8 protein-coding genes are annotated in these 7,735 nt (G+C 66.3%); 1 reads left to right on the forward strand and 7 read right to left on the reverse strand.

Going from position 1 to position 7,735, the window contains the following annotated elements; all coding sequences use genetic code 11:
• Positions 1 to 123 precede the first annotated feature (123 nt).
• Positions 124 to 1,491, reverse strand: a complete 1,368-nt coding sequence (gene purB, locus O0J15_RS19620; RefSeq protein ID WP_019660407.1) for an adenylosuccinate lyase — start codon at positions 1,489 to 1,491, stop codon at positions 124 to 126.
• A gap of 292 nt (positions 1,492 to 1,783) precedes the next feature.
• Between purB and O0J15_RS19625 the strand changes: the two genes are divergently transcribed.
• Complete coding sequence (locus O0J15_RS19625; RefSeq protein ID WP_308306149.1) at positions 1,784 to 3,211, forward strand: class II fumarate hydratase; 1,428 nt, start codon at positions 1,784 to 1,786, stop codon at positions 3,209 to 3,211.
• Between the two features lie 106 nt (positions 3,212 to 3,317).
• On the opposite strand, the gene O0J15_RS19630 is transcribed toward O0J15_RS19625, so the two are convergent.
• The 6 genes from O0J15_RS19630 to O0J15_RS19655 all read right to left on the reverse strand — a co-directional run bounded on the left by O0J15_RS19630 (position 3,318) and on the right by O0J15_RS19655 (position 7,658).
• Complete coding sequence (locus O0J15_RS19630; protein WP_032953534.1) at positions 3,318 to 3,743, reverse strand: hypothetical protein; 426 nt, start codon at positions 3,741 to 3,743, stop codon at positions 3,318 to 3,320.
• A gap of 106 nt (positions 3,744 to 3,849) precedes the next feature.
• Positions 3,850 to 4,455 carry a hypothetical protein gene (locus tag O0J15_RS19635; RefSeq protein ID WP_308306150.1) on the reverse strand — a complete coding sequence of 202 codons (606 nt, stop codon included), beginning with the start codon at positions 4,453 to 4,455 and terminating at the stop codon, positions 3,850 to 3,852.
• Between the two features lie 30 nt (positions 4,456 to 4,485).
• Entirely contained in the window at positions 4,486 to 5,373 is an 888-nt protein-coding gene (locus O0J15_RS19640) for a DUF4097 family beta strand repeat-containing protein (protein ID WP_308306151.1), read from the reverse strand.
• Positions 5,374 to 5,398: 25 nt separating this feature from the next.
• Positions 5,399 to 6,427, reverse strand: coding sequence for an ABC-2 transporter permease (locus O0J15_RS19645; protein WP_019660402.1), 1,029 nt, complete (start codon positions 6,425 to 6,427; stop codon positions 5,399 to 5,401).
• Positions 6,424 to 7,299 (reverse strand): ABC transporter ATP-binding protein, encoded by an 876-nt coding sequence (locus O0J15_RS19650; RefSeq protein ID WP_019660401.1) that lies wholly within the window; start codon positions 7,297 to 7,299, stop codon positions 6,424 to 6,426. The genes O0J15_RS19645 and O0J15_RS19650 overlap by 4 nt, the downstream gene beginning before the upstream one ends.
• Positions 7,299 to 7,658, reverse strand: coding sequence for a GntR family transcriptional regulator (locus tag O0J15_RS19655; RefSeq protein WP_006453095.1), 360 nt, complete (start codon positions 7,656 to 7,658; stop codon positions 7,299 to 7,301). The genes O0J15_RS19650 and O0J15_RS19655 overlap by 1 nt, the downstream gene beginning before the upstream one ends.
• Positions 7,659 to 7,735 lie beyond the last annotated feature (77 nt).

Below are 7,735 nucleotides of genomic sequence, written 5' to 3' on the forward strand. Positions count from 1 at the left end.
CTCCCGGCCCGCCCAGCTAGCAGCAATCCAGAGCCGCTCTTGACGTTGCTATTGCTGTTGCCGTTGCCGTTGCCGTTGCCTGCCGCAGGCAGCGCCCGCGGCCGCCGCCGCAACGGAAACCTCTTAGATCTTCTTCGCCAGCGACTCGGCCAGGCCGGTGTAGCTGCCCGGGGTCATCTCCAGCAGGCGCTGCTTCGCATCCGCCGGCAGCTCCAGCCCCTGCACGAACGCACGCATCGACTCGGCCGTGATGCCCTGGCCGCGGGTCAGCGCCTTCAGCTGCTCGTACGGGTTCGGCAGGCCATGGCGGCGCATCACCGTCTGCACGGCCTCGGCCAGCACTTCCCAGGCCGCGTCCAGATCGGCATCCAGGCGCTGCGGGTTCACTTCCAGCTTGCCCAGGCCCTTGGCCAGCGAATCCAGCGCCACCTGGCTGTGGCCGAACGCGGTGCCCAGTGCACGCAGCACGGTGGAATCGGTCAGGTCACGCTGCCAGCGGCTGATCGGCAGCTTCGCGCTGAAGTGCTCGAACAGCGCGTTGGCGATGCCGAAGTTGCCTTCGGCATTCTCGAAATCGATCGGGTTGACCTTGTGCGGCATCGTCGACGAGCCGACTTCGCCTTCCTTCAGGCGCTGCTTGAAATAGCCCAGCGAGATGTAGCCCCAGATGTCGCGAGCCAGATCGATCAGGATGATGTTGGCGCGGCGTGCGGCATCGCCGATCTCGGCCACGTTGTCGTGCGGCTCGATCTGCGTGGTGTACGGGTTGAATACCAGGCCCAGGCCGGTCACGAAGCGCTCGGCGAAGGCCGGCCAGTCCACGTCCGGGTAGCTGGCCACGTGGGCGTTGTAGTTGCCGACGGCACCGTTGATCTTGCCGGTCAGTTCGACCGCGGCGATCTGCCGGCGCTGGCGTTCCAGGCGAGCGACCACGTTGGCCAGTTCCTTGCCCAAAGTGGTCGGCGAGGCGGTCTGGCCGTGGGTGCGCGACAGCATCGGCTGGCCGGCCTGGGCGTGGGCCAGGGTGCGCAGGGTGCTGGCGATGCCGTCCAGGGTCGGGAGCAGCACCTCGCGGCGGGCCTGTTCCAGCATCAGGCCGTAGCTGAGGTTGTTGATGTCTTCGCTGGTGCAGGCGAAATGCACGAATTCCAGCGCCGGCGCCAGCTCGGCGTCATCCTTCAGCTGTTCCTTGATGAAGTACTCCACCGCCTTGACGTCATGGTTGGTGGTGCGCTCGATCTCCTTCACGCGCGCGGCCTGGGCCGGGCTGAAGCGGGCGGCCAGGTCGCGCAGGCGGGCGACGGCGGCGTCGGAGAACGGCGCCAGTTCGACGATGCCCGGTTCGGCGGCCAGCGCCAGCAGCCATTCCACCTCGACCGTGATGCGGGCCTTGATCAGGCCGTATTCGGAGAAGATCGGGCGCAGCGCGTCGACCTTGCCGGCATAGCGGCCATCGAGCGGGGACAGGGCGAGCAGGGCGGAATCGGACATGTCGGCAGGGCTGGGACGAGCGGCGGGGCCGATATTCTACGACGTGCCGGCGGGGCGTGCCCTGTAGAGCCGAGCCTACGCTCGGCTGCTTCGGAGAATCCGGCGCCCTGCGGGAAGCCGAGCATGGGCTCGGCTCTACAACACGGCCCTGCGGACGGAACGTTCTGGCCCGTCCTCGTCATCCCACGCTGCGGGCAAGGGAGTATCGTTGGCGCAGCCGCCAGCCCGGGAAGCGACACCCTGCCAGCCGCCGCTTCCCTTTCCCCAACTGAAGTAGTGCGGAGTTGATGCAATGAGCAAAGCTGCAACCAAGGGTTTCAGAATCGAACACGACAGCATGGGCGAACTGCAGGTGCCTGCGGACGCCCTGTGGGGCGCCCAGACCCAGCGTGCCGTGCAGAATTTCCCGGTGTCGGGCCAGCGCATGCCGCGCGGTTTCATCCGTGCCCTGGGCCTGGTCAAGGGCGCTGCCGCCGGCGTCAACGCCGAGCTGGGCCACCTGCCGAAGAACGTGGCCAAGGCCATCCAGACCGCTGCTGCCGAAGTGGCCGCCGGCAACTGGGACGCGCACTTCCCGATCGACGTCTACCAGACCGGTTCGGGCACGTCGTCGAACATGAATGCCAATGAGGTCATCGCCACCTTGGCCAACCGTGCCGGCAAGGCGGGCAAGACCACCGTGCATCCCAATGACCACGTCAACCAGGGGCAGAGCTCCAACGACGTGATCCCGACCGCGCTGCGCGTGTCGGCGGTGCTGGCGACGCACGAACAGCTGCTGCCGGCGCTGGTGCACCTGCGCAAGACCCTCGACAAGAAGGGCCGCAGCCTGCGCAAGGTGGTCAAGACCGGCCGTACCCACCTGATGGACGCGATGCCACTGACCTTCGAGCAGGAGTTCGGCGCATGGTCGGCGCAGCTGGCCTCGGCGCAGGAGCGCATCGAAGACAGCCTCAAGCGCGTGCGCCGCCTGCCGCTGGGTGGCACCGCCATCGGCACCGGCATCAACGCCGACCCGCGTTTTGGCGCGCAGGTAGCCAAGGCACTGAAGCAACAGACCGGTTTCAAGTTCGACAGCGCCGAGAACAAGTTCGAAGGCCTGGCCGCGCAGGACGATGCAGTGGAGTTGTCCGGCCAGCTCAATGCACTGGCGGTGGCGCTGATCAAGATCGCCAATGATCTTCGCTGGATGAACGCCGGTCCGCTGGCCGGGCTGGGCGAGATCGAACTGCCGGCACTGCAGCCGGGCAGCTCGATCATGCCGGGCAAGGTCAATCCGGTGATTCCGGAAGCAACCGTGATGGCGTGCGCGCAGGTGATTGGCCACCACACCGCGATCACCGTGGCCGGGCAGACCGGCAACTTCCAGCTCAACGTCACCCTGCCGCTGATCGCGGTGAACCTGCTGGATGGCATCGGCCTGCTGGCCAATGTGTCGCGGCTGCTGGCCGACAGCGCGATTGCCGGGCTGAAGGTGCGCCAAGACCGTGTTGCCGAGGCGCTGTCGCGCAATCCCATCCTGGTCACGGCGCTGAACCCGATCATCGGCTACGAGAAGGCAGCGGCCATTGCCAAGCGTGCCTACAAGGAACAGCGCCCGGTGCTGGACGTAGCGCTGGAAGACAGCGGGCTGGAGGAGGCCGAATTGCGGCGCCTGCTGGATCCGACCGCACTGACCGCAGGTGGCATCCAGGCTGGCGGTGGTGGCGCCGGCGGTTGATCTGCTGGTTGTAGAGCCGAGCCCATGCTCGGCTCAGATTCCGGGCAGTAGCCGAGCATGGGCTCGGCTCTACAAAAGGAAACGCCGCCCAGGGGGCGGCGTTTTTTCAGCGACGGTCGGCGACGATGTTCCCGAAGGTGTCGGTGTAGTCCTTGAACTCGGGGATGCGCTGGACCAGGTCGGCCGGGATCACTTCCATGCCTTCCGGCGGCTGGATCTTCACCGGTTGCATGTTGGGATCGGCCGGGGCGGCGACCAGGGTGTTCTGGCGCAGTACCTGCAGCCGGCCGAACATCGTCTGCAGCATCTGCTTCTGCCCTTCGTCGAGCGGGATCTGGATCTCGTCCACCTTCATCGTGCCATCGCCGAGGATGATGATGTTCGGTGCCGGCGGGCGACGCACGGTCACCATCCCTTCGCTGACGGAAATCTTGGGCTTGCCGCGCTCGGCGCGGTGGTTGCGGTAATCCTTGTCACAGCCGACCAGGCCCAGGCAGAGCAGGGCGGCCAGCAGCAGGAACAACTTCTTCATGGCATTCGGTTCGGGGGCGTCCGGGGCCGACATTGTAAGCCGGTCGGCACGTTACGGCCGGCAGCGGGGCGCCGCTGCCGGCCGGGTGCGCTGATCTGTCACAGGCCTAGCGCTGGACCACGGTGTCCTTGCCGCAGTCGTCGACGTCACTCTGGTCCATCGTGGCGTACGGCCTGAACGCGGGCAGCGATGCGGCCAGCGCCTGCTGGCTGGCCAGCATCGCCGGCATGCGGTTGCAGATGCGCTTGGCCTGGGCTTCGATCTTCTCCGCCTCGGCATTGATCCGCTTCTCGATGCCCTCGCTGTCGCCGCTGAAGATGCCCTTCAGGGCCTCTCCGGCAGCACTGGCGCCGAGCTTGGCACCGGCCAGGCCGACATCCATGCCGTCCATTGCAATGGCAACGACGTGGCCGCGGTATTCCAGCAGCTGCCGGCGCTGGGCCTCATCGGCCGGCACTTCCTTGCCGCCGATCAGCAGCCGCCCGTCCGGCGTGATCTCCGCACGCGGCTGCTTGTCGGCCGAGATCTTGATGTTGCCCTGGGCGATGTCCTTGCGGGCATCGTCCATGGCCTCCTTGACCGTCTGGCCGACCCCGCTGGTCGCCTCGGCCACGCTTTTGCCGACGGTGGTATCAGGCGCGGAGGACGTGCCGCCGCAGGCGATCAGCGGCAGGCACAGCAGGGTGGCAGGCAGCAGGCGCAACAGGTTCATGGTGTTCCCCTGGTAGTGTCTGGAAAAGGGTTACTTGCTGCGCGGCAGGGTGAGCCGGCCGCTGACGTTGCGATGATCGACGTCACCGCTGCCGCTGCGATCGACGGTCAGGGTGCCGCGCACCCCGTCGACGTGGATGTCGCCCGAACCGTGGCTGCGGACATGCACATTGCCGCCGATATCGGCCAGATCGACCCCGCCGGAGCCGACCACGCCCACTTCAACGCTGCCCTGCACACGCTTGAACTCGATGTCACCCGAGCCCACGGTATCCAGCCGCGCGTTGCCACGCACATCGGTGATCTTCAGGTCACCGGAGCCGACGGTACCGGTGCTGGCGTCGCCGGTGATGTTGCGTACGGTGACGTCGCCGGAACCCAGCGACAGCAGGTTCAGGGAGCCGCCGCCATCGATGTTGAGGTCGCCCGAACCCACTGCGGCGTGAATGCTGCCACGGGTTCCGCGGGCCACGGCGTCACCGGAACCGACGTCCACGCTGAGTGACTGCGCGTTTTCCACGCTGGCATCGCCGGAGCCGACCTTCAGCTGCAGCGGCAGGTTGTCCGGCACGCTGCCACGGATGTCCAGCCAGGCATAGCTGCTGCCCAGGCTGATGCCGCTGTCGCGGCCATCGCGGCGCAGGCTGACCACCAGCTTGTCGCCTTCCTTCCGCTGATCCAGCACCAGCTGGTCCAACCATTCCTGGCTGGAGGCGCAGGCGCGACCATCCAGCTGGCCACCGCCCTTGCTGGCGACCACCTTCAGGTCATGCTGGTTCACCTCGAACACCACCGCCTTGGCGCCGGATGTCTCCAGCTTCAACGTACGGGCAGCGGTGAACTTGCAGTTAGGGGCATCGGCGGCCAGCGCCGACAGCGGCAACAGCAACAACGCAGAACAGGCGAGCAGGGAACGCATGGGTGGTGCCTCCGGATGGGTGGAGTCAGATCTCGCCGGCGCGCTTGCGCAGGCGGATGGCGAGGAAGATGAACACTGCACCGACGGCCGCACCGATCCACAGTTCCGGCATCGCCAGCGACTTCAGCTGCGAGGCAGGGGACATCAGGCTGACCACCGAGTCCAGATCGCGGCGCGACCCTTCACCTGCGCCGAGGCGATACAGCAGGTCCATGCCGGGTACGCCGCCCAGCAGCAGGCGGCCGACGATGTTCTGCCAGAACCAGCCGGTGGTCAGACCGAACAGCGGCATGATCTTGGTGGTGCTGACGATGACGCCGGCAAACAGCGGCAGCATCACCGCCCACAGGAACGGCTTGCTCTTGGCCCAGGCCGAGCACAGCAGCAGCCAGCCGGCGGTGGGCAGGGCCCACAGCGCGTAGACCGGAATCCAGCTCAGGTGGCCGGCAGCCAGGGTCAACGGGCTGGCCGGGCCCCAGATCAGGGTCATCGGGCTGCCACCGTGCATCAGCGCGACGATGCTGATGACCAGCATGAAGCCGAGCATGGTGATGATGCCAGCGATCACCGCGATCAGCGGGGCCACGATCAGCGCACTGATCAGCTTGGACAGCACCGTCTGGGTGTCCGACAGCGGCAGCGACTTCCAGAACAGGATGCTGCGGTCGCGGCGGTCATCGTACAGGGCGCCCAGGCAGTAGAAGAACACCACGAAGGCCAGGACCAGGAATGGCCACGCCGAGCTGAGCACGAGGGTCAGGTCGAGGCCGTTACCGAGATCGGCCAGGTCCTTGGCACTGATGTCGCGGGTGAGCAGCGCCAGGTCCAGGCCATTGATGTTCACATCTTCGCCGTCGATGTGCAGGCCGCCGTCGCGCGCGGCACGATGCAGCGCGAACAGGCCGAACGCGATGCCGATGGTGCTCATCACCAGCGAGATCAGTCCGGCGATCAACGGTGCATAGAGGAAGCCGCCGCGGTTCTCCCAATACTCGCGCTTGAGCAGCCAGCGCAGGGTGCCGATCGGGCTGACGGGGTGGTTGACGGCGTTCATGCGTAGGTCCCCTTCATGATGGCGACGAACAGGTCGGCCAGGCCCGGGATGCGGGTCTCGCCGAGGGAGGAAAGCTGGGCGCGCGGCACGCCATCGAACAGCATCACCGTCTTGCCGAACGCCAGGCTGCGCTCGTCGATCGGCTTCAATGCGCGGGCGGTGTCCAGCTGTTCGGCATTGACCAGCAGCTCGGTATAGCGCTGGCCGACGTCGTCCATTTCAGCGTCGAGCACGATGCGGCCATCACGGATGAACATGACGTCGCTGAGGATATGCTCGATTTCCTCCACCTGGTGGGTAGTGACGATGATCGTCTTCTGTTCGTCGAAGTAGTCTTCCAGCAGGCGCTGGTAGAACTCCTTGCGGTACAGGATGTCCAGGCCCAGTGTCGGCTCGTCCAGCACCAGGATGCGGGCATCGATGGCCATCACCAGCGCCAAGTGCAGCTGCACGATCATGCCCTTGGACAGCTCCCGCACGCGCTGCTTCGGCTGCAGCTTGGTGTTGGCCAGGAAGCGTTCGCAACGGGCGCGGTCGAAGCGCGGGTGAACGCCAGCGACGAAGTCGATCGCTTCGCGGACCTTCAACCAGCGCGGCAGCACGGCGACATCAGCGATGAAGCAGATGTCATTCATCAGTTCGTCGCGGTGCAGTCGCGGGTCACGCCCGAGCACGCTCAGGTCCCCCTCCACCGAGGTCAGGCCAAGAATGGCCTTCAGCGCGGTGGTCTTGCCGGCGCCATTGGGCCCGATCAGGCCGACGATGCGCCCGCTTGGGATGCTGAAGCTGGCGTTGTCGAGGGCAACCGTGGTCTTGTAGGCCTTGCGCAGGCCTCGGGCGGTGATGACCGCTTCACTTGCAGTGCTCTTCATCAGACTTTCCCCTGGGGCAGCAATTCGTCGAGGCTCAGGCCCAGGCGCTGGATGCGCTCCAGGACCGCCGGCCATTCTTCGTTGAGGAAACGGTCGCGCTCGCTGCTTCGCAGCTGCGTAGCCGCCTGCTCGGTCATGAACATGCCCAGGCCGCGGCGCTTCTCCACCAGGCCTTCGTCAGCCAGTTCCTGGTAGGCGCGCGAAACGGTGATGGGGTTGAGTTGATAGTCGGCGGCCACCTGGCGCACCGAAGGCAGGGCATCGCCCGGCTTGAGGATTCCGTCGAGCATCATGGCGATCACGCGCTCCTTCAACTGACGGTAGATGGGAGCGCCGTCGCTCCACTGGATGTCGCTCATGTTCAGCTCCGTGGGATCAGCGGCTGGGCGAACGAGAAATACGGCATGGACAGCGCGCTGTGCAGCCGACGCGGGGG

Source organism: Stenotrophomonas sp. Sm10, assembly GCF_030985515.1.
Lineage (GTDB): Bacteria > Pseudomonadota > Gammaproteobacteria > Xanthomonadales > Xanthomonadaceae > Stenotrophomonas > Stenotrophomonas hibiscicola.